Raw genomic sequence first — 19229 nt, forward strand, 5'->3', positions numbered from 1 at the left:
AAAGAAACAAACAACAAACTAATACCAATTTCGATCCTGAACCAATCGAAATTAATCTCGAAAGTTAACCTTGAACAAGTTAATTTTCAAAACAAACAACAAACACGAAGTGGACTTTTTCATTTCAAACAAAACAAAAAAACGATGTAATGAAGTTAGAAATAAGAAACTAGAAGTTAGATGAATTTTAACTTTGAATTTCGAAAATCGAGCTTCGAAAAAACAAACAACAACGATGAGCTTAACAAAAAAAGACTTCATTTACGAAGGGAAAGCAAAACAAGTTTACTCAACAGAGGAAGCAGACAAAGTAATTGTTTATTACAAAGATGACGCAACTGCATTTAATGCACAAAAGCGCGGAACTGTTGAGGACAAAGGAGAAATGAACAACAAAATTTCGACTTTAATTTTCAACTATTTGATTGAAAAAGGAGTTAAAACTCATTTCATCGAGCAGTTGAATGATCGTGAGCAATTGGTGAAAAAAGTATCAATTATTCCAATTGAAATGGTTGTGCGCAACTATGTAGCTGGGTCTATGGCTCAACGTTTAGGATTAGAAGAAGGAGCGAAATCTCCAGTTACAATTTTTGATATCTGTTACAAAAAAGATGAATTAGGAGATCCATTAATCAACGATCATCATGCGGTTTTATTAGGAGCTGCAACATATGATGAGTTAGATGAAATGTACACACAAACAGAAGTAATTAACGAAGCGTTGAAAGAATTGTTCTTAAAAGCTGGATTAATTTTAGCTGATTTTAAAATTGAATTTGGTAAAGATGTTGATGGTAATATCATTTTAGCTGACGAAATTTCTCCAGACACATGTCGTTTATGGGATGTTGAAACAGGAAAAAAATTAGATAAAGACCGTTTTCGTCGTGATTTAGGTGATGTTTCAGAAGCTTATCACGAAGTATATAATCGTTTGACAGAAGTTTTAAAATAAACATTTTTTTCATTCTATAATGATTGATAAAAAATTACATAAAAGCCAATTAAAAGCTGAATATTTAACGAATTTCTACGAAAGAAATTTATTAAAAAAATATGCAGCCGATACTGTGGATAGTGTAAACGAAGAATGTGGTGTTTTTGGGGTTTATTCGCCAAATAATATCAACACATATTCTATTGCACAGTTTGGTTTATTTGCGCTTCAACACCGTGGACAGGAAGCGTGTGGTGTTTCTTTCTTGAAAGATGGAAACATTAAAACGGTGAAAAAAACAGGATTGGTATTAGACGTTTTCAAAACAATGGAAGCCGAGATTGAAGAATACCAAGGAAATGCTGCGATTGGACATACACGCTACACAACTGCTGGAGGTGGAAGTCGTCGTAACATTCAGCCACTTTACACGTACAATATTTATGGAAAACCTCATTTCTCTATTGCTCATAACGGAAATTTAATTGAAGTTGAAGCATTAAGAGCTGAATTAGAAGCAGAAGGTTTACCATTTTTAGCAACTTCGGATACGGAGGTTTTATTACGTTCTATTCAAAAATATTCGCATTTAGATATTGTAGAAGCTATACAGAAAGGTACAGAAAAGGTAAAAGGAGCTTATTCGGTTTTGTTATTAGCGAATAATCAAATGGCAGCTTTTCGCGATCCAAATGGTATTCGTCCTTTATGTTTAGGAAAATTGGACGATGCCTATGTTTTCTGTTCAGAAACATGTGCATTAGACGCTGTCGGAGCTGAATTTATCCGTGATGTAGAGCCAGGTGAATTGATTGTTGTAAATGAACAAGGTTTGAAATCTTATTCATTAAATCAACCAACGCAGCGTAATATTTGTGCTTTTGAGTACATTTATTTTGCACGTCCTGACTCGAATATCGAAGGAAATGAAATCTACGATTTACGTGTAGAATCTGGTCGAAAATTATACGAACAATCTCCTGTTGCTGCCGATATTGTAATTGGTGTTCCAGATTCTGGGATCCCGTCTGCAATTGGTTATTCAGAAGCTTCGGGTATTCCTTACGAACCAATTTTGATTAAGAATCGTTATATGTCGCGTTCGTTTATCGTTCCTTCACAAGAAATGCGTGAACGTGTGGTCAACTTAAAATTGAATCCCATCAAAAATAAAATCAAAGGAAAACGTTTGGTTGTTTTAGATGATTCGATTGTACGTGGAACAACTTCGAAACTTTTAATCAAAATCTTAAAAGAAGCAGGAGCAAAAGAAATTCATTTCCGTTCTGCTTCGCCTCCAATTATTGCACCTTGTTATTTAGGAATTGATATGCCTTCTAAAGCAGATTTAATTTCAGGAAATAAGTCAATTAAAGAGGTTGAAGATTATTTGAATGTCGATTCGTTAGATTTCTTAACAGTTGATAATCTGATTGATTTATTAGGAAGTAAAGAACATTGTTTTGGATGTTTTACAGAAAAATATCCCGTAAATTATTCTAATGAAGAATGTAAAGAGGTAAAACCTTTGCATATAGATTAATAAGTTATACGAATTTCGAATCTCGTATTTCGAAAAACTAAATCATAATTAAAATGAGCAATACATATAAACAAGCCGGAGTAGATAAGGAAGAAGGTTATCAAACGGTATCGAAAATTAAAGATGCAGTTGCAGCAACACACAATTCAAACGTGTTGAATGGAATTGGAAGTTTTGGTGCATTTTACCAATTAGGAGGTTACAAAAATCCTGTTTTGGTATCAGGAACCGATGGTGTAGGAACTAAACTACGTGTGGCTTTAGATTCTAAAGTTTACGATACAGTTGGGATTGATTGTTTCGCGATGTGTGCAAATGATATTTTGTGTCATGGAGCAAAACCATTATTTTTCTTAGATTATTTAGCTTGTGGAAAATTAGATTCTGATATCGCAGCAGAAATTGTAGGTGGAATTGCACAAGCGTGTAAAGAAACTGGAACAGCATTAATTGGTGGAGAAACAGCAGAAATGCCAGGAATGTACCAAGTTGGTGATTATGATGTTGCTGGATTTTGTGTTGGAGTAGTAGAACGAGATGAAATTATCGATGGTTCTAAAATAAAAGCTGGACAAGTAATTATTGCGTTACCATCAAGTGGTTTCCATTCGAATGGATTCTCTTTGGTTCGTAAAGTTTTCCCAGATTTTAACGAAGAATTTGAAGGTAAACCTTTGTTCGAAACATTATTAGTTCCAACAAAATTATATCAAAATGATATTTTCAAAATCAAAGATGCTGGAATCGAAATGTCTGGAATTGCTCATATTACAGGAGGTGGATTAATCGAGAATGTTCCTCGTATTATAAATGACGGATTAACTGCTGTAATAGAAAAAGCAAAAATAAATGTACCAACAGTGATGCAAGAATTAGCTAAACGCGGAGGAATTGCAGAAAACGAAATGTTTGGAACATTTAATATGGGTGTTGGAATGGTTGTCATCGTTGACCAAACTGATGCTGAAAAAGTATTGAATATTATTGATGGAAGTGCGTTGATTGGAGAAATTCAAGAAGGTGCTGACAAAATTATATTGAAATAGTAGATTAAATAGTTTAAAAAAGCCGGATAAGATTTCTTATCCGGTTTTTTTATTTTTTGGGATTATTTGTTTTTGATTAAGATTGATCCTTGTTATAAAATTTTGTAGTTTTTTTCTTAAATAAAAAAGCTTAATTAAAATACAATAGCTTTTAAAGTTAATTCATTTTCTTTTTTTTAATTTATTAAGCATTTCCTCACCTCATTCAATCTTCGTATCTTTGCATTTCATTCAAAAAACTCCAAATTCACTCATAAGTTATGCAACAATCAAAGGCTTTGGCAATTCTAAAATCTGGTCGAAATGTATTTTTAACAGGTTCTGCGGGTGCCGGAAAAACTTATGTGTTAAATCAATACATTCAATATCTTAAACAACATGGCGTTCCTGTTGCTATAACGGCTTCTACGGGAATTGCTGCGACGCACATGAATGGTCAAACGATACATTCTTGGGCTGGAATTGGAATAAAAGATTATGTTTCTGATCGATATTTGGCTTCGCTTCGCGACAAGAAATATTTCCGAGATAAAATGGACAAAGTAAAAGTCTTAATTATTGATGAAATCTCGATGCTGCACCGAAATCAGTTGGATGCGGTTGATTATGTTTTGAAGTTTTTCAAACAAAACGATGAACCTTTTGGAGGTGTTCAAGTAATTTTTTCGGGTGATTTTTTCCAGTTACCGCCGATTGGTGAAGAGTGGGAAGAATCGAAAGATAAATTCTGTTTTATGTCCGATGCTTGGGTTCAAGCAAAAGTGCATATTTGTTATTTGACAGAGCAATATCGTCAAACAAATAATGCATTGAATGATATTTTGAATGAAATTCGTTCGGGGAATATTTCGCAAAAAACAGTTGATTTATTAGAAACTCGAATCGAATATTTTCCAGATGAAATAGATTCACAAACTCGTTTGTATACACATAATATGGATGTGGACCGAATTAATAAAGGTCAATTGATTAATATTGATTCATCTTCCAAAACATTTGAAGCAAAAGTTGCGGGAAATCCAGCTTTGGTTGAGGTTCTTAAAAAATCTGTTTTAGCAGAAGAAGTTTTAGAATTGAAGATAGGAGCGAAAGTGATGTTTGTTCGTAACAATTTCGAAGTTGGTTTTGTAAACGGAACGCTTGGAAATGTTTCGGGGTATACTGAAAAAGACGAGCCAATTATCAAAACATTAGATGGAGAATTTTACATTGCAAAACCAGAAACGTGGGCAATAGAGGACGAAAGCGGAAAAGCATTGGCTTCATTTACACAAGTTCCGTTGCGTTTGGCTTGGGCGATTACGATTCATAAATCACAAGGAATGACGTTAGATTCTGCGTTTATTGATTTATCAAAAGCGTTCGAAAAAGGACAAGGGTATGTTGCACTTTCACGTTTACGAGATTTAAATTCGTTGATGTTACACGGATTGAATCAAACAGCTTTAGAAATTGATTCACTTGCAATGAAGGCTGATAGACGTTTTCAGGTTTTATCGAATGAAATGGATGAGTTTCTAGATGAAAAAGAATTGCAAAACTCTTGGGCTGCTTTTATCCGATATTCTGGTGGAACTTTGGATAAAAAACAAATTGCAAAAAATATCGAAAAGAATAAAACCAAAGAAAAAGGACAAAAGAAATCGACTTACGAAATTACATTAGAATATGTGAAAGAAGGTTTGTCTTTAGATCAAATCGCAGAGAAAAGAGGTTTAACTACTTCAGCAATTGTCGATCATATTGGTAAAATCAAAGAAAGTGAGCCTGATTTGGATTATTCAAAATTTAAACCTTCTGATAAAATTATTGATAAAGTTCGATTAGCGTATAGTGAAATCGAATTTGAAGAGAATAAAGTTTTAAAACCAATTTATGATTATTTCAATGGTGAAATTGGTTATGAAGACATCAAAAAAGCATTACTTTTTATAGATTAAATAAAAATTGTCAGTTCAAAAATCTAAATAACTGACAAAATTGGTCAAATTATTCGAAAGGAATAGTTGTTGTTAAAAGATAAGTATTAAAAATGAACGCTTTTTAAAAGCATCCATAATTTACAATTTATGTCAATAGAAAACAATAATGTAGTTTCAGTAAACTACTCATTACATACCATCGAAGCGAATGGTGAAAAAGTATTTGTAGAACAATCAAATACAGAAGAGCCATTAACTTTTTTATTTGGAGCTGGAATGATGATTCCAAAATTTGAAGAAGAATTAAAAGAATTAACAATTGGTGATAAAAAATCATTCGTAATTACTCCAGCAGAAGGATACGGTGAAAGAGTAGAAGAAGCTGTTGCTCAATTACCTTTAGATATGTTCAAAGAATCTGGATTGCCACCAGTTGGAGCAATTTTACCTTTGACTGATGATGCAGGAAATCAATTCCGTGCTTCAGTTGTAGAAGTGACAGAAGAGGCTGTAATTGCAGATTTGAATCCTCCAATGGCAGGAAAAACATTAGAATTTGAAGTTGAAATTCTTAATGTTCGTCCAGCAACTGAGGAAGAATTATCTCACGGACACGCACATGGAGTTGACGGAACTCAAGGGCACTAAAAAATATTTTCAAAAGGCTATTTCAATTTGAGATAGCCTTTCTTGTTTTTAATTGTGAATAAATCATTAATAAATAGATTAAATCCACGTTATATTTTTCGACTTGCATCAACTAAAATCTTATCTTTGTAAAACAAACAAGATTACTTACAAACAAACATGAAAATAGCTGTATTTGTTTCCGGTGGCGGAACAAATCTTCAAAATATTATTGATGCAGTTGAAGACGGAACGTTACCAAATGTCGAGATTTCGATGGTAATGGCAGACCGAGATTGTTATGCAATAGAACGATCGTTGGATAAAGATATCCGAACGTATGTCTTAGACCGAAAAACTTTTTCGGAAGATGCTGAACATAATTTAGAAGGAGAAGAAATCGACCTTATTGTTTTGGCAGGTTTTTTAACCATATTATCTCCAGAATTTACCTCGAAATGGGGCTCGAAAATGATTAATATTCATCCTGCATTATTACCAAAATTTGGTGGAAAAGGAATGTATGGCGCGAAAGTTCACAAAGCAGTTTTAGAAGCTGGTGAAAAAACATCAGGAGCAACTGTACATTTTGTAACGGCTGGTGTAGACGAAGGACAAATTATTTGTCAAGGAATTTTTGAAATTGAAGAAGGTGATGAAGTAGCAGATTTACAGCGTAAAGTTGCTGAGGTAGAAAGTGAAATCTACATTAAGGCAATCAAGCAAATCAGCGAAGCATAAAATATAGAATGCCTCAATGTTGTGTACATTGAGGTTTTTCATTTCCAATAAAATAGTAAACAAACAATAAACTTTAAAAACTAAACACAATGCAAAAACAAGCGCTAATAAGTGTTTCGGACAAGTCGAACTTGTTAGAATTTGCAAAATTCTTGGTTGAACAAGATTACAAAATCTTATCAACTGGAGGAACATTCAAACATTTACAAGACAACGGAATCGAAGTTACAGAAGTAAAAGATGTAACTGGTTTTCCTGAGATTTTAGATGGTCGCGTAAAATCTTTACATCCTGCAATTCATGGTGGTATTATGGCGCGTCGTTCGGACGAAAATCATATGGCAACAATTGCGGAACATGGAATTAACCCAATTGATATCGTTATTGTAAATCTTTATCCTTTCTTCGAAAAGATGAATACAGGTCTTTCTGAAGCGGAAATGATTGAATTTATTGATATCGGTGGTCCATCAATGTTACGTTCTTCTGCAAAGAATTTTTATGATGTAACAGTTGTAACGGATGTGAATGATTATGAAGTAGTGATGAATGAAATTCGTGAGAATGGTTCAACTTCTATCGAAACGCGTAAATTATGTGCTGGTAAAGTATTCAACTTAACTTCTGCTTATGATGCGGCGATTTCTACTTACATTTTAGGAGAAGATTTTCCTCAATTTTTAGAGTCTTCTTACGAGAAAGTGATGGATTTACGTTATGGAGAAAATCCACATCAAAAAGCAGCTTATTATGTTGATAAAACGAAAAATGGCGCAATGAAAGATTTCGAATATTTACAAGGAAAAGAACTTTCTTTCAACAATATTCGTGATATGGATTTGGCTTATAAAGTGGTTTCAGAATTTGAGGAAACAACTTGTTGTGCAGTGAAACATTCAACGCCTTGTGGAGTGGCAATTGGAGAGAATGTTTTAGAAGCTTATGAAAAAGCGTATGAATGTGATCCAATGTCAATTTTCGGTGGAATCATCGCTTTCAATAGAGAAGTTGATGGAAAAACTGCGGTTGAATTAAATAAAATTTTCTTAGAAATTGTAATTGCACCTTCATTTACAGAAGAAGCGTTAGAAATTTTTAAACAAAAGAAAAATTTACGTATCATCAAAGTGAAGAATCCTGTGTCGGATAAAGTAACTTACGTAAAAGTTGATGGAGGATTAATTGTTCAGTCTACAGATAATCAGTTTTCAACAGATCTTAAAGTTGTAACAGAAGCTCAACCAACAGATCGTCAAATGACTGATTTAGTTTTTGCTCAAAAAATTGTAAAATGGGTAAAATCTAACGCGATTGTTGTAGCGACAAATGGTCAAGCTTACGGAATCGGTGGAGGTCAAACGAATCGTATTTGGGCGGCTCAACAAGCGATTGCACGTGCAAAAGAAAAAGTGGAAGATGATTTAGTTTTAGCTTCAGATGCATTTTTCCCTTTCCGTGATGTAGCTGATTTTGCAGCAGAAAATGGAATTAAAGCAATTATTCAACCAGGAGGATCAATCAAAGATCAAGAGTCTATCGATGCTTGTAATGAACGCGAAATTCCGATGGTTTTCACAGGAATGAGACATTTTATGCACTAAAATTCGATATGCGATATTCGTTTTGCGATGTTGGAATTTAAGATTAACTTAGTGTAAATGAGAAGTTATAGAAATTTAGACATATGGCAAAAAAGTTTGGAAATTTTAAGACTGGTTTATAATCTTTCTAATAAATTTCCAGAATCAGAAAAGTATGGATTAACTGTTCAAATAAAAAGAGCAGTTGTTTCAATTCTTTCAAATATCGCAGAAGGTTCTGGAAGAAATTCAAATCAGCAAATGATTAATTTTCTATCTATTTCAAAAGGTTCTGATTTTGAGGTTGAAGCTCAATTAATAATAGCTTTTGAGTTGAATTATATAACAGAGTCAGAATTAAATGAAGCTTTAGAATTAATTGATCATTATTGTAGAATGAATAAAAATTTTCAAAACTATTTAACAAAGAAAAACAATGGAACAAAATAATAGCGCAAACCGCGAATCGCAAACCGCAACTCGCATCTTAGTAATCGGTTCAGGTGGTCGTGAACATGCAATAGGATGGAAGTTTGCTGAAGATTTCAAGCAAAAAGGACAAGATTTAGAATTGTTTTTTATTCCAGGAAATGCAGGAACAGCTCAAATCGGAACAAACGTTTCAGTTTCTTCGATTGAAGAAATGAAAAATTTCGCGAAAGAAAATCAAATCGATTTAACTTTTGTTGGACCAGAAGCTGAATTAGCAGAAGGTATCGTTGATATTTTTCAGAAAGAGAATTTAAATGTTTTTGGACCTCATAAAGCAGCTGCGCAATTAGAAGCTTCTAAAGCTTTTGCGAAGGATTTTATGGATAAATATGGTGTGAAAACAGCAAAATATAAAAATTTTCAAGGACCAATGTTGGCGATTGATTATTTGAAAACACAAGATTATCCAATTGTAGTGAAAGCCTCTGGTTTAGCGGCTGGAAAAGGAGTTATTATCTGCCAAGATTTTGAAGAAGCAAAACAAGCTGTTTTGGATATCATGGAAGATAAAACCTTTGGTGATGCAGGAAACGAAGTGGTTATTGAAGAATATTTAGAAGGTTTTGAAGCCTCTATTTTGTCTTTCTTTAACGGGAAAAAAATCGTTCCATTTGTTTCGGCAAAAGATCACAAGAAAATTGGTGAAGGAGAAACTGGTCTTAATACTGGTGGAATGGGCGTTATCGCTCCAAATCCATTGTTTACGGAAGAGCATTTCAAAATGTTCGAAGAAGAAATTATGGAGCCAACAAAATGTGGTTTAATTAAGGAAAGATCAGAGTTTGCTGGTGTTATTTTCTTTGGATTGATGATTACAACAAAAGGTGTTTATTTGTTGGAATATAACCTAAGAATGGGCGATCCAGAAACGCAAACAACTTTACCTTTGTTAGAAAATGATTTGGCTGAGGTTGTAAATAAAGCAATTAAAGGAGAAGATTTTGACTTGACTTTCAAAAATCAACATGCGTGTTGTGTGGTGATGGTTTCGGGAGGATATCCAGGAAATTACGACAAAGGTTTTGAGATTCGTGGTTTAGAAAATGTAACTTGTCCTAATTTTATTGCTGGTGCAAAATTATCAGGTGAACAAATTGTTACTTCTGGTGGACGCGTAATCAACATAGTTGGATTAGGAAATACATTAGAAGAAGCACGTGAAACTGCTTACGAAAACATCAAAAAAGTACATTTTGATTACGAATATTATCGAAATGATATTGGAGTAATTCAATAAAAAATACAGTTTATATTATTAAAAAATGCGTTTCAAATGAAACGCATTTTTTTTAATTTATTCTGAAAATTCGACGTGATAAACATCGCTTTTATTTCGATTTATTTTTCGATATTCAAATCCTCCAGCTTGCGGAATAATTTCGACTAAATCAAATGATTGACAACTTTTTGGCAAACCATTAAAAATTAAAGTGAAATGAAGAGACGAACCTTCTTCGATATACGTCCAATTTGGATACATTGTAATTCCGTCCGCAAAAACCAATTGACAACGTTTTCCTGATTGATTATCAATAATAAAAGTAGAAGGCCAAATACGTGCAGCATTTGCATATTCATCTGCCGCCATACAACAATGTATAATAACCTGACTTTCTTCTTCGATATTGGTTAAGAGCTCAGAATCAATAAAAATCTTTTCTTCAAGAATAGTTGCACTCATTATTTTGCAATTTTCTTAATGTACAATTCTTCTACTTTTGCACGTGCCCAATCTGTTTTTCGAAGAAATTTCAACGATGATTTCAAACTTGGATTATCATTAAAACATCTGATGTTAATTTGATTTCCCAAACCTTCCCAACCGCCGTAATAAATTACTAATTCTTCGATAATATCGTCTAAACGTTTTCCGTGTAATGGATTATTTTTTTGACTTTCCATTTTGCAAATTTACGAAAATGTTTTTGGTGAATTTAGAATAGTTCAAGCTTTCTAAAATTCATATTTTTCTTCCAATTGTTCTGCTAAATGTAAAATATCATTCACTCGCGCTAATTGCTCAATCCAATTGGTCGGAATTGTTTCTGCATCATAATAAATCCCTGCAATTCCACCAGCAATACAAGCAATTGTATCGGTATCATGTCCTAAATTCACCGCTTTCAAAACACAATCTTTATACGAACTTGTATGTAGCAAACACCAAATAGAAGCTTCTAAACTATCCATGACATAACCAGTTGATTTAATTTCATCTTCTTTTAAATCAATTAGTTTTCCACTTAAAATTCGTTCGAAATATGTAAATTCATTTTTATAAATTTCATTTTCTTCTAAGAATAATTTTAACCAAAAATTTGTGTTCAGATAAGCTTCTTCTAGATTTTCGGCATCTAAAACGTTCAACGCAAATTCAATATAATAAATACACGCCAAAACAGAACGATTGTGCGCATGCGTGATAGAAGAAACTTCTTTGACGATTTCACAGCGTTCATCAATCGATAAATCTTTCGTGAAAATTGCTAAAGGAAGAATACGCATTAACGATCCATTTCCATTATCAGATTCGGATGTAGAACCAGCCTCAATTGGATTTTTTACAACTCGTAAACGATTTATTGCTTTTCGTGTAGAAATTCCAACATCAAAGACTTCTCCGTCAGCCGTCCAATAACCTTCGTGCATCCACATCTGAAATTTTTCTGCAATATCATTCACATTATAACCATTACACAACGATTCAGCCAAGCAAAACATCATCGAACTATCGTCAGAAAAAGTGCCAGGAGGCATATTGTATGTTCCATAACCCATCATATCTGTGACAGGATTTTGTTGTAAATATTGCCTACTTTTAAACTCAACTGGAACTCCTAATGCGTCACCAACCGCCGATCCAATTAATATATTTTTCGAAAAATTTTTTCTATTCATAACTTTCTTTTATAAATGAAAAATAATTGATTTTTTTGAATATATCCAAATTATTTTTGAAAATTTATGAATTAATCATAATAAATTTATCTTTTTCGGATAAAATATTAAAAGGTTTAAAATAGATAAAAAAGAATAAGTCGTATTGTCAGTTTTGAAAAAATTGGAACTGATTTTGATTAAATTACCACACAAACTTATTATTACTATGGCTTTTATAGATTATTATACAACATTAGGTCTGCAAAAGACCGCATCACAAGATGAGATAAAAAAAGCTTATCGGAAATTGGCACGTAAGTATCATCCCGATCTTAATCCAAATAACGATGAAGCTGCACAGAAATTTAAAGAATTAAATGAAGCAAACGAAGTGTTGAGCGATCCAGAAAAACGTAAAAAATACGATAAATATGGAGAAAATTGGCAACATGGTGAAGAATATGAAAAAGCTCGTCAGCAACAACAACAGCAACAATATCAATATAGTAATAGCGATTTTGATGGAGCTGAAGGTTTTGGTGATTTTGATGGCTATTCAGATTTTTTCAGTTCGATGTTTGGACGCGAAGGAAGGAGTAGATCAACAGGTTATAAAGGGCAAGATGTTAATGCCAGTTTGACACTAAATTTGACAGATACATTGACTTCGCATAAACAAACTTTTGCTGTGAATGGTAAAAATATACGAATTACAATTCCAGCTGGAGTAGAAGATGGGCAAACGATTAAGATAAAAGGTCACGGAGGAAAAGGTTATAACAATGGTCCAAATGGAGATTTGTATATCACGTTTCATATCGAAAATAATACGTCTTTTGAAGTTAATGGAGCAGATTTATCTACAATTGTTGAAATCGACTTATACGATGCAATTTTGGGTGGAGAAGCGATGATTGATACACTTTCTGGAAAAGTGAAAGTTCCAATAAAAGAAGGAACAGAGAATAATAAAAAGGTTAAATTGAAAGGAAAAGGTTTACCAATTTATAAGAAAGATGATCAATTTGGAGATTTGTATGTGACATTTTCAGTAAAAACTCCAACTAATTTATCAGCAGAAGAAAAAGAATTATTCGAGAAATTACGTTCACTTAAAAAAGCTTAAAACCATGAAAAATGTAACGATATCTGTTATTCAGTTTAGTAAATATCATCAGATTGAACCTCAATTTGTGATTGATTTGTATAAAAATGATTTGGTTGTTTTGCACGAGCGTAACCAAGAATATTTTATCGAAGAAAATGATTTGAAATTAATCGAACGATTTATTGAATTTCATTATAATTTGGGCGTTAATATAGAAGGTTTAGAAGTGATTCATCATCTTTTGAAACAAATCGAAACGCTACAAAAACAATTAAAATAAACGAATTCAAAAACAACCTTTGCAGAAAACTGCAAAGGTTGTCTTATTTTTGCATAAATATTTTTGTATGAATACTCCCGAAAAGAAGAGTAAATTAAAAAAATTACATTCGCGCAATCGTCATTTAGCGCCTTATAATTTCGAAAAATTGTGTGCGATTTATTCCCCACTTTCCAAATATATCAAACCCAATAAAGAGAACGAACCAACGATTAATTTCTCGGATAGAGAAGCTGTAAAAGCGTTGAATAAAGCGTTGTTGAAAACATATTATGATATTGATTATTGGGAATTGCCAAAAGATAATTTGTGTCCACCAATTCCTGGTCGCGCCGATTATATTCATTATGTTGCCGATATTTTGGGTGAAAGTTTTGATGGTGTAATTCCGCGTGGAAAAGATGTAAAAGTCTTGGATGTTGGTGTTGGAGCGAATTGTATTTATCCGATTATTGGAAATTACGAATACGACTGGAACTTTGTTGGCGCAGAGTTGGATTATGCTTCTTTCAAAAATGCGGAAGAAATTGTCAAGAAAAATGCTCGATTACGTAACAAAGTTGAGATTAGAATGCAATTTAATCCAAACAATATTTTCAAAAAAATCATCAAACAAGGCGAAAAATTTGATATTACAATTTGTAATCCTCCATTTTTTAGATCGAATCAAGAAGTGATGGAGCAAACAATGCGTAAACTGAAAAACTTAGGTCAAAAATCTGATCAAAAACCAATTCAAAACTTTGGTGGGAATAATTCTGAGCTTTGGTGTAGAGGAGGAGAGCGTCTGTTTATCACGAAAATGATAAAAGAAAGTGCGGATTATAAACATCAAGTAAAATGGTTTACAACATTGGTTTCTAAGAAAGAAAATGTTCGAATTTTGGAAGGTATTTTGAAACGTGAAAAAGTAAGAGATTACCGAATTGTAAATATGCAACAAGGGAATAAAATTTCGCGTTTACTAGTTTGGAGATTTTAATTGATTTATTTTTAATTCATTAAAGGTTTTATTTAAAATTATTCCAAATTTTTCTGAAGGGTTTATTCAGTTTAAGATTTGTTTTACCTTTTATAAACAAAATTATTACAAATGAAAACAAATAGAATAATGGTTTCTTTGGTAGTTGTAGCGTTGATGTTTAGTATTTTTTCGTTTACGACTTCTCGTCAAATTGACACAGGAAAAGCAATTTCAAGTTCAGAATGGAAAAATCTAAAAGTGTTACCACAAAACATTTCGGAAGATAGTTTGAAAGGTTTGATGCGCGGATACAACGCTGCTTTAGGAGTGAAATGTAATTTTTGCCACGCCGAAAATCCAGATACGAAAAAGATGGATTTTGCAAGTGATGCAAAAAAAGAAAAGGAATTTTCACGTCATATGATTGTAATGACACGTGATATTAACGCGAAAAATTTCAATTGGGAAAATGCAAAAAATCCTGAAATGATCAATGTTGTAACATGTGTAATGTGTCACAGAGGAAATGAAAGTCCTACAAAATCATTGATTGAGCCTGTAAACGCTGAGTTAAAAAACGTGAAAGATGTTGCAAAAGAAAAATTAGCTCCCACATCTGGTTCAACGAAAGTTGAGAAAAAATAAAGAATAGAAATATAAGCTCCATTTTTGGAGCTTTTTTTATTTTCAAAATTCAATAAATCGTATAACTTTGCTTTCATAATTTAAAGAAATAAAATGTTTAAATTTATTCGTAAGGTTGTAATTTATCTTTTTGTAGCTCATCTTGTATACATTGTTGTGTTAAAGTGGATTAATCCGCCGTTCACGATTACGCAAGTTCAGCAAGGTTTTGAACAAGGAAAATTTAAGCGCGATTATATTTCCTATGACGAAATGGGACGAAATATAAAATTGGCTGTAATTGGTTCCGAAGATCAAAAGTTTCCTGTACACAATGGATTTGATATGGATGGAATACAGGAAGCGATCGAAAAAAATAAAGAAGGTAAAAAACTTCGTGGAGGTTCTACGATTTCTCAACAAGTAGCGAAAAATGTGTTTTTGTGGCAAGGTCGTTCTTGGTTGAGAAAAGGATTGGAAGTTTATTTTACGTTTATGATCGAAAAAATTTGGGGCAAACAACGTATTTTAGAAATGTATTTGAACACTTCAGAAATGGGAATTGGTGTTTTTGGAGTTGAAGCAGCTTCAGAATATTATTTTAATAAACCAGCTAAAGATTTAACCAAAAATGAAGCGGCTCGAATTGCAGCAGCTTTGCCATTGCCACGAAAATATAATGTGAATCCGCCTTCGTCTTTTATCAGTAGACGCGCTAGTCATATAGAGCGACAAATGCGAAATATACAAGGAAGCACTGATTTGGAAAAGGTTTTAGGAGAATAAAATAGAAAAGAGAAGTTAATAAGCTTCTCTTTTTTGTTTTATTACTCTCTCCAATTAATTTTAACCGCAGAAATTTTCTCTAATTCCAAACGAATTTCAGGAAGTAAATTGAAATCATTTTTCATGTAAAAAGCCAACGGAGAACAATAAGGCTCTCCATTCGCTTTTGTATCTTTTTCATGGTCGATTACCCAACCATTTAGTTCTGTCGAAAATGTTTTTAATCGATTAAGAATTTTACGTCCCAAACCAATTTGATGCAACTCGCTATCCACAATTATTGCAAACCATTTTTCATAATCTCTTTCAAAAATAACCGCCCAAGCTCGCATTTGATTGTTTTCATCTACAGCAAAAAAATGTTTCGCTTCAATCAAACTATTCAAATAATTTTCGGTGTCCTGTAAACTCTCAAAAGCCAAATTAATAGGATATTCGTTGTTCCAAATTTTAAAAATATACTCTTTATGAATTTGGTTCAATGTTGTAAATGAATAGATTTCGAATGAATTAAGTTGAGGCATAAAATGATTTCTTATTCCGCTAAATATACTAATTTATTTAGTCAAAATTTCTTTTAAAATCAAAGGTTTGTCAGTTGTAATATAATCAGCTTTCATATCGATCATTTCTTGCATCACTTTTGGGTCGTTAACTGTCCAAACATTAACCAATAATCCCAAGTTTTTCGCTTCTTTCACCCAAGTAGGATTTTTCTGAAAAATGCTGTAATGATAATCAATTCCATTCCAATTTCTCTCTTTTACTTCTTGAGGAGACAAATCTCCGGCTAAATAAGAAACGTGAAATTTTGGTGCTAATTTCTTAAATTCATCACAAATATTTTTACTAAATGAAATGATTTCAACTTGTTTTTCTACTTTATGTTTTTTGATGATTTCAATCGCTTTTTTTACTGCACGATCTTCATTTTCTTTTGATGAGTGAGGTTTTAATTCGAAAATTAATTTGACATTCTTATTCTTTTTTCCTTGTTCAAAATATTCTTCTAAAGTTGGCATGTTTTCGTTGTTAGCCAATTTCAACGTTTTTAAAAGAGAAGAATTTGTAGTTTCGATTGTATGACCTTGGTAATGATCATCATGATTCACCATCAAAACATCATCAGCACTAATTAATACATCAAATTCAGAACCATAAGCACCAATTTCTTGTGCAGATTTTAATGATTTAATCGAATTTTTTGCGTTGTTTTCGGTGTCCCAATAACCACGATGAGCAATAATTTTTTGAGCATTTGCCATGTTTGTAAGCATAAAGGTTGTTAAGGCAGTAAATATAATTTTTTTCATGATGAATTGTTTTTTCAAGGTAAAATTATTTCGATTAATCGGTTTTAAAGTTATGAAAATATTAAGTTCTTGGAAAACTATAAAAATCTGCCCAAAAGAATGAAAAATGACGTGAATAAAATTGTGATTGCGCCGAATTTCACTTAATTTTGCACAAAGACAAACACAATGACGCAAGGAATTATTATTTTAGATTTTGGCTCGCAATACAATCAATTAATCGCGCGCCGAATTCGAGAATTTGGAGTTTATACAGAAATTATTCCCTACAACACTTCGATCGAAGAAATCAAAAAACACAATCCAAAAGGAATTATTTTATCAGGAGGACCTTCTTCAGTTTTTGGAGATGAAGCCGCTTTGGTAGAAAAAGAATTATTCGAAATGGGCGTTCCTGTTTTAGGAATTTGCTATGGAATGCAATTGATTTCGCATTTATTAGGTGGAGAAGTTAAGAAAGGAGAAAAAGGAGAATATGGAAAATCTGAATTAACAGTTTTAGCTCAAAACAGTTTATTCGCAGGAGTTCCAGAACAATCTACAGTTTGGATGAGTCACTTCGATGAAGTGATGACAGCGCCAATAGGATTTACAATTTCAGGAAAATCAAATATAGATATTGCGGCAATCGCAAACGAAGATAAAAAGATTTTTGCGGTACAATTTCACCCAGAAGTTACACATTCAGAATATGGTTCAACAATGTTAGAAAACTTTGTTTTCAATATTTGTCAGGCTGAAAAGAATTGGGTTTTAAAAGATTTTATCGAAACAGAAATTGCTCGTATAAAAGAAGTAGTTGGTGATAAAAAAGTGATTTTAGGACTTTCAGGAGGTGTTGATTCTTCTGTTGCAGCGGTTTTAATTCATCGTGCAATTGGCGATCAATTAACGTGTATTTTTGTTGATACTGGTTTATTGAGAAAAGATGAAGGGAAAAAAGTAATGGAAAATTACGGAAAGCACTTCAACATGAACATCAAAATGGTAGATGCTTCAGAACGTTTCTTAACAAACTTGAAAGGTATCGATGAACCAGAAGCAAAACGTAAATCAATTGGTAAAGATTTCGTGGCTGTTTTTGATGAAGAATCAAATAAATTTGAAGATGCAGCATTCTTAGCGCAAGGAACTATTTATCCTGATGTAATCGAATCGCAATCTGTAAAAGGACCTTCTGCAACTATTAAATCTCACCACAATGTTGGTGGATTACCAGAAGATATGAAACTTCAATTATTAGAACCATTACGCGAATTATTCAAAGATGAAGTACGTAAAGTTGGAGTAGAATTAGGTATTCCTCGTGAATTAGTTTACCGCCATCCTTTCCCAGGACCAGGTTTAGGAATCCGTGTTTTAGGTGAAGTAGACGAAGAAAAAGTACGTATTTTACAAGAAGCAGATCAAATTTTTATTGACGAGCTTTATGCACATAATTTATACGACGAAGTTTCTCAAGCTTTCGTGGTTTTATTACCTGTAAAATCTGTTGGAGTAATGGGAGACGAGCGTACGTACGAATATACGGCGGTTGTTCGTTCTGCAAATACGATCGATTTTATGACAGCAACGTGGTCAAAATTACCTTACGAATTCTTAGAATTAGTTTCGAATAGAATTATCAATGAGGTAAAAGGAATTAACCGTGTAGCTTACGATATCAGCTCAAAACCACCAGCAACTATCGAGTGGGAATAAGCTGAAAAATATATCAAAGCCAGCCAATGTGCTGGCTTTTTTTCTATGTAAACTTTAAAAAACTAAATATTAAATGGAACTTTTAAAAGAAAGAATTCTGAAGGATGGAAAAAGTTTCGATGGTGGAATTCTAAAAGTTGATAGTTTTATCAACCACCAAATGGATCCTGTTCTGATGAAAGCAATTGCGTCGGAATTTGTCCAGCGATTTTCGGATTTAAACATTAATAAAATCATTACAATCGAAGCAAGCGGCATTGCTCCAGCGATTATGGTTGGATTAGAATTGAATTTGCCTGTTGTTTTTGTGAAGAAAGCAAAGCCTAAAACAATGACAGATTTTTATGCGTCGCAAGTGTATTCATTCACGAAAGACCGAACGTACGATGTTTGCGTAAGTAGTCAATTTTTGAATGAAAATGATCATGTTATTTTTATTGATGATTTTTTAGCGAATGGAAATGCAGCGTTGGGTGTTGAAAATTTGATTAAACAATCTGGCGCAAACCTTTTGGGAATGGGCTTTATAATTGAGAAATCATTTCAAGAAGGACGCGATCGCTTATTGAATGAAAATATCAGAGTTGAATCTTTAGTAAGATTAAAATCTTTGGGAGACAACTCAATTATTTTTGAAGAATAAAAAATATCAACCAAAAGCCAATTTATATTGGCTTTCTTT

21 protein-coding genes are annotated in these 19229 nt (G+C 32.8%); 16 read left to right on the forward strand and 5 right to left on the reverse strand.

From position 1 onward, the window contains the following. Positions 1-235 precede the first annotated feature (235 nt). The 9 genes from purC (at position 236) to purD (ending at position 10128) form a co-directional block, all read left to right on the forward strand. Complete coding sequence (gene purC / locus HXZ69_RS09430) at positions 236-958, forward strand: phosphoribosylaminoimidazolesuccinocarboxamide synthase (RefSeq protein ID WP_038332381.1); 723 nt, start codon at positions 236-238, stop codon at positions 956-958. A gap of 19 nt (positions 959-977) precedes the next feature. Next, complete coding sequence (purF, locus tag HXZ69_RS09435; protein WP_125349020.1) at positions 978-2483, forward strand: amidophosphoribosyltransferase; 1506 nt, start codon at positions 978-980, stop codon at positions 2481-2483. Positions 2484-2536: 53 nt separating this feature from the next. Further along, a complete protein-coding gene (purM, locus tag HXZ69_RS09440) occupies positions 2537-3529 on the forward strand; it encodes a phosphoribosylformylglycinamidine cyclo-ligase (RefSeq protein WP_114999539.1) in 993 nt (330 codons plus the stop codon). 260 nt (positions 3530-3789) lie between these two features. Further along, positions 3790-5469: a DEAD/DEAH box helicase gene (locus HXZ69_RS09445; RefSeq protein ID WP_219034720.1), complete on the forward strand. Its 1680-nt coding sequence runs from the start codon at positions 3790-3792 to the stop codon at positions 5467-5469. Positions 5470-5598: 129 nt separating this feature from the next. After that, positions 5599-6099, forward strand: a complete 501-nt coding sequence (locus tag HXZ69_RS09450) for an FKBP-type peptidyl-prolyl cis-trans isomerase (protein ID WP_038332370.1) — start codon at positions 5599-5601, stop codon at positions 6097-6099. A 159-nt stretch (positions 6100-6258) separates the two neighbouring features. Next, positions 6259-6819, forward strand: coding sequence for a phosphoribosylglycinamide formyltransferase (gene purN, locus HXZ69_RS09455; RefSeq protein ID WP_038332368.1), 561 nt, complete (start codon positions 6259-6261; stop codon positions 6817-6819). A gap of 89 nt (positions 6820-6908) precedes the next feature. Continuing rightward, a complete protein-coding gene (gene purH / locus HXZ69_RS09460) occupies positions 6909-8420 on the forward strand; it encodes a bifunctional phosphoribosylaminoimidazolecarboxamide formyltransferase/IMP cyclohydrolase (protein WP_280036526.1) in 1512 nt (503 codons plus the stop codon). Between the two features lie 57 nt (positions 8421-8477). Continuing rightward, positions 8478-8849 (forward strand): four helix bundle protein, encoded by a 372-nt coding sequence (locus HXZ69_RS09465; RefSeq protein WP_125349023.1) that lies wholly within the window; start codon positions 8478-8480, stop codon positions 8847-8849. Further along, entirely contained in the window at positions 8836-10128 is a 1293-nt protein-coding gene (gene purD / locus HXZ69_RS09470; protein WP_125349024.1) for a phosphoribosylamine--glycine ligase, read from the forward strand. Before HXZ69_RS09465 ends, purD begins: the two co-directional genes overlap by 14 nt. Positions 10129-10185: 57 nt before the next feature. Here the strand turns inward: purD and HXZ69_RS09475 are convergent, their stop codons facing one another. From HXZ69_RS09475 to HXZ69_RS09485, 3 genes are read right to left on the reverse strand one after another with little or no spacing between them, the layout of a single operon-like run. Continuing rightward, positions 10186-10572 carry a hypothetical protein gene (locus HXZ69_RS09475; RefSeq protein WP_114999543.1) on the reverse strand — a complete coding sequence of 129 codons (387 nt, stop codon included), beginning with the start codon at positions 10570-10572 and terminating at the stop codon, positions 10186-10188. After that, positions 10572-10793 (reverse strand): VF530 family protein, encoded by a 222-nt coding sequence (locus HXZ69_RS09480; protein WP_038332359.1) that lies wholly within the window; start codon positions 10791-10793, stop codon positions 10572-10574. Before HXZ69_RS09480 ends, HXZ69_RS09475 begins: the two co-directional genes overlap by 1 nt. Before the next feature lie 51 nt (positions 10794-10844). Continuing rightward, positions 10845-11789 (reverse strand): ADP-ribosylglycohydrolase family protein, encoded by a 945-nt coding sequence (locus tag HXZ69_RS09485; RefSeq protein WP_114999545.1) that lies wholly within the window; start codon positions 11787-11789, stop codon positions 10845-10847. A gap of 208 nt (positions 11790-11997) precedes the next feature. Between HXZ69_RS09485 and HXZ69_RS09490 the strand changes: the two genes are divergently transcribed. The 5 genes from HXZ69_RS09490 (at position 11998) to mtgA (ending at position 15533) form a co-directional block, all read left to right on the forward strand. Continuing rightward, positions 11998-12897: a DnaJ C-terminal domain-containing protein gene (locus tag HXZ69_RS09490; protein ID WP_114999547.1), complete on the forward strand. Its 900-nt coding sequence runs from the start codon at positions 11998-12000 to the stop codon at positions 12895-12897. Between the two features lie 4 nt (positions 12898-12901). Further along, positions 12902-13159: a chaperone modulator CbpM gene (locus tag HXZ69_RS09495; protein WP_135834956.1), complete on the forward strand. Its 258-nt coding sequence runs from the start codon at positions 12902-12904 to the stop codon at positions 13157-13159. A 67-nt stretch (positions 13160-13226) separates the two neighbouring features. Continuing rightward, a complete protein-coding gene (gene rlmF / locus HXZ69_RS09500; protein ID WP_038332349.1) occupies positions 13227-14141 on the forward strand; it encodes a 23S rRNA (adenine(1618)-N(6))-methyltransferase RlmF in 915 nt (304 codons plus the stop codon). Positions 14142-14252: 111 nt separating this feature from the next. Continuing rightward, entirely contained in the window at positions 14253-14768 is a 516-nt protein-coding gene (locus HXZ69_RS09505; protein WP_286495799.1) for a c-type cytochrome, read from the forward strand. 93 nt (positions 14769-14861) lie between these two features. Then, positions 14862-15533 carry a monofunctional biosynthetic peptidoglycan transglycosylase gene (gene mtgA / locus HXZ69_RS09510; protein ID WP_125349030.1) on the forward strand — a complete coding sequence of 224 codons (672 nt, stop codon included), beginning with the start codon at positions 14862-14864 and terminating at the stop codon, positions 15531-15533. Between the two features lie 41 nt (positions 15534-15574). On the opposite strand, the gene HXZ69_RS09515 is transcribed toward mtgA, so the two are convergent. Further along, complete coding sequence (locus tag HXZ69_RS09515) at positions 15575-16057, reverse strand: N-acetyltransferase (protein WP_286495800.1); 483 nt, start codon at positions 16055-16057, stop codon at positions 15575-15577. 33 nt (positions 16058-16090) lie between these two features. Next, a complete protein-coding gene (locus HXZ69_RS09520) occupies positions 16091-16846 on the reverse strand; it encodes a glycerophosphodiester phosphodiesterase (protein ID WP_125349032.1) in 756 nt (251 codons plus the stop codon). Between the two features lie 168 nt (positions 16847-17014). On the opposite strand from HXZ69_RS09520, the gene guaA reads away from it, so the two are divergent. Both guaA and xpt read left to right on the forward strand, forming a co-directional pair. Next, on the forward strand, positions 17015-18547 hold the full coding sequence (gene guaA / locus HXZ69_RS09525; RefSeq protein ID WP_125349033.1) for a glutamine-hydrolyzing GMP synthase: 1533 nt from the start codon (positions 17015-17017) through the stop codon (positions 18545-18547). Between the two features lie 73 nt (positions 18548-18620). Further along, complete coding sequence (gene xpt, locus HXZ69_RS09530; RefSeq protein WP_219034709.1) at positions 18621-19190, forward strand: xanthine phosphoribosyltransferase; 570 nt, start codon at positions 18621-18623, stop codon at positions 19188-19190. Positions 19191-19229 lie beyond the last annotated feature (39 nt).

The sequence above is a fragment of the Empedobacter sp. R132-2 genome (assembly GCF_030324375.1).
Taxonomy (GTDB): domain Bacteria; phylum Bacteroidota; class Bacteroidia; order Flavobacteriales; family Weeksellaceae; genus Empedobacter; species Empedobacter falsenii_B.

Bases quoted from the DNA above. Each gene is read 5' to 3' on its own strand.
- purD (WP_125349024.1), top strand. From the start codon at position 8,836: ATGGAACAAAATAATAGCGCAAACCGCGAATCGCAAACCGCAACTCGC.
- HXZ69_RS09480 (WP_038332359.1), bottom strand. From the start codon at position 10,793: ATGGAAAGTCAAAAAAATAATCCATTACACGGAAAACGTTTAGACGAT.
- purC (WP_038332381.1), top strand. From the start codon at position 236: ATGAGCTTAACAAAAAAAGACTTCATTTACGAAGGGAAAGCAAAACAA.
- HXZ69_RS09495 (WP_135834956.1), top strand. From the start codon at position 12,902: ATGAAAAATGTAACGATATCTGTTATTCAGTTTAGTAAATATCATCAG.
- HXZ69_RS09485 (WP_114999545.1), bottom strand. From the start codon at position 11,789: ATGAATAGAAAAAATTTTTCGAAAAATATATTAATTGGATCGGCGGTT.
- HXZ69_RS09475 (WP_114999543.1), bottom strand. From the start codon at position 10,572: ATGAGTGCAACTATTCTTGAAGAAAAGATTTTTATTGATTCTGAGCTC.
- purF (WP_125349020.1), top strand. From the start codon at position 978: ATGATTGATAAAAAATTACATAAAAGCCAATTAAAAGCTGAATATTTA.
- HXZ69_RS09515 (WP_286495800.1), bottom strand. From the start codon at position 16,057: ATGCCTCAACTTAATTCATTCGAAATCTATTCATTTACAACATTGAAC.
- xpt (WP_219034709.1), top strand. From the start codon at position 18,621: ATGGAACTTTTAAAAGAAAGAATTCTGAAGGATGGAAAAAGTTTCGAT.
- HXZ69_RS09490 (WP_114999547.1), top strand. From the start codon at position 11,998: ATGGCTTTTATAGATTATTATACAACATTAGGTCTGCAAAAGACCGCA.
- HXZ69_RS09465 (WP_125349023.1), top strand. From the start codon at position 8,478: ATGAGAAGTTATAGAAATTTAGACATATGGCAAAAAAGTTTGGAAATT.
- mtgA (WP_125349030.1), top strand. From the start codon at position 14,862: ATGTTTAAATTTATTCGTAAGGTTGTAATTTATCTTTTTGTAGCTCAT.
- HXZ69_RS09505 (WP_286495799.1), top strand. From the start codon at position 14,253: ATGAAAACAAATAGAATAATGGTTTCTTTGGTAGTTGTAGCGTTGATG.
- HXZ69_RS09450 (WP_038332370.1), top strand. From the start codon at position 5,599: ATGTCAATAGAAAACAATAATGTAGTTTCAGTAAACTACTCATTACAT.
- rlmF (WP_038332349.1), top strand. From the start codon at position 13,227: ATGAATACTCCCGAAAAGAAGAGTAAATTAAAAAAATTACATTCGCGC.
- HXZ69_RS09445 (WP_219034720.1), top strand. From the start codon at position 3,790: ATGCAACAATCAAAGGCTTTGGCAATTCTAAAATCTGGTCGAAATGTA.
- purM (WP_114999539.1), top strand. From the start codon at position 2,537: ATGAGCAATACATATAAACAAGCCGGAGTAGATAAGGAAGAAGGTTAT.
- HXZ69_RS09520 (WP_125349032.1), bottom strand. From the start codon at position 16,846: ATGAAAAAAATTATATTTACTGCCTTAACAACCTTTATGCTTACAAAC.
- purN (WP_038332368.1), top strand. From the start codon at position 6,259: ATGAAAATAGCTGTATTTGTTTCCGGTGGCGGAACAAATCTTCAAAAT.
- purH (WP_280036526.1), top strand. From the start codon at position 6,909: ATGCAAAAACAAGCGCTAATAAGTGTTTCGGACAAGTCGAACTTGTTA.
- guaA (WP_125349033.1), top strand. From the start codon at position 17,015: ATGACGCAAGGAATTATTATTTTAGATTTTGGCTCGCAATACAATCAA.